This is a genomic window from Mesorhizobium sp. M2C.T.Ca.TU.002.02.1.1, from assembly GCF_003997225.1.
Genome location: NZ_RZTO01001315.1, coordinates 1 through 978 on the forward strand (window position 1 = coordinate 1; position 978 = coordinate 978).

Here is a 978-nt window from a genome sequence, read left to right on the forward strand (position 1 = left end):
GGCTTCAACGGCTCGGCGGCGTCGAGGAATTCGGTCAGTGGGCTGCGCCGCTTCGGCGCGCCGTCTTGCGGAGGCGTCTTCTTGTCAGGATGTCTGGCCATGCCCCGAATATGGGTGGACTCGGCCAAAATGGAAAGAGCCGAGTGAATGGGCTCAGGCCGGGCGCGGACGCTGCTGACAGAAGGCTGTCAGGAGAGGCGTCATGATCCGATGGGAAAGCGAACGCCGACCAGGTTCCTCTCCCCCACCCTTCGTCTACGCTATGCACACATCTTCTGTGACTGGCGTGACTGATCGGGCCGAGGCCTGATTGCCACGTGGTTCCCCCAATCCGTCGCTGCTTCGCAGCGCCACCTTTCCCCCCTACGGAGGGAAAGGAAGGGAGCCTTGCTGGACGAGCGTTGAGAGCACAAAGGCTTGGCGCCTTTCCTCTACCCCGTCGATCGGGGGAGAGGTGGCTCGGCGAAGCCGAGACGGAGTGGGGGGTCGACCAGCGCACCATAAGACAATGCATGCGCCACGTCCGTGGGGCGAGGAACCCAAGACTCAGTTGAACCACAGCGCGAAGGTCAAGAATCCGGCGCCGCCGAACTCGCGCTGGATCTGGTCGAAATCGTCGCTGCTGAGGATCCTGCCGCTTTCGAGATAGGGCGCGATGCCGGGGCCGGTGATCGACAGCACGAGATCGAAAGGCTTCGGCTCGTCGAAGAAGCGCTTCATGTTGATGCCCTTGCCGGCGATGCGGAAATGCGGCAGCAGCGCGCGGCCTTCGAGAAGGTCCTCGGCCACCGTCAGCGTGGCGAGCCATGCCTGCACCTGTTCCTCGCCGACCTCGAGGCCGGTCAGCCGGTTGACGCCTTTCTGCTGCGGTCCCGGCAGCCATTCGCGATCATTGTCGGTCTCGGCCAGGATCGACTTCCAGTCTTCGCGCGACAGCCGGATCATCTCCAGCAGGTGGCGCCGCGCGGCCTGCCGGCG

1 pseudogene is annotated in these 978 nt (G+C 64.4%); it reads right to left on the minus strand.

The features are described from left to right. Positions 1-546: 546 nt before the first annotated feature. Positions 547-978: pseudogene (locus tag EOD07_RS35760) on the minus strand (hypothetical protein); the annotation flags it as partial.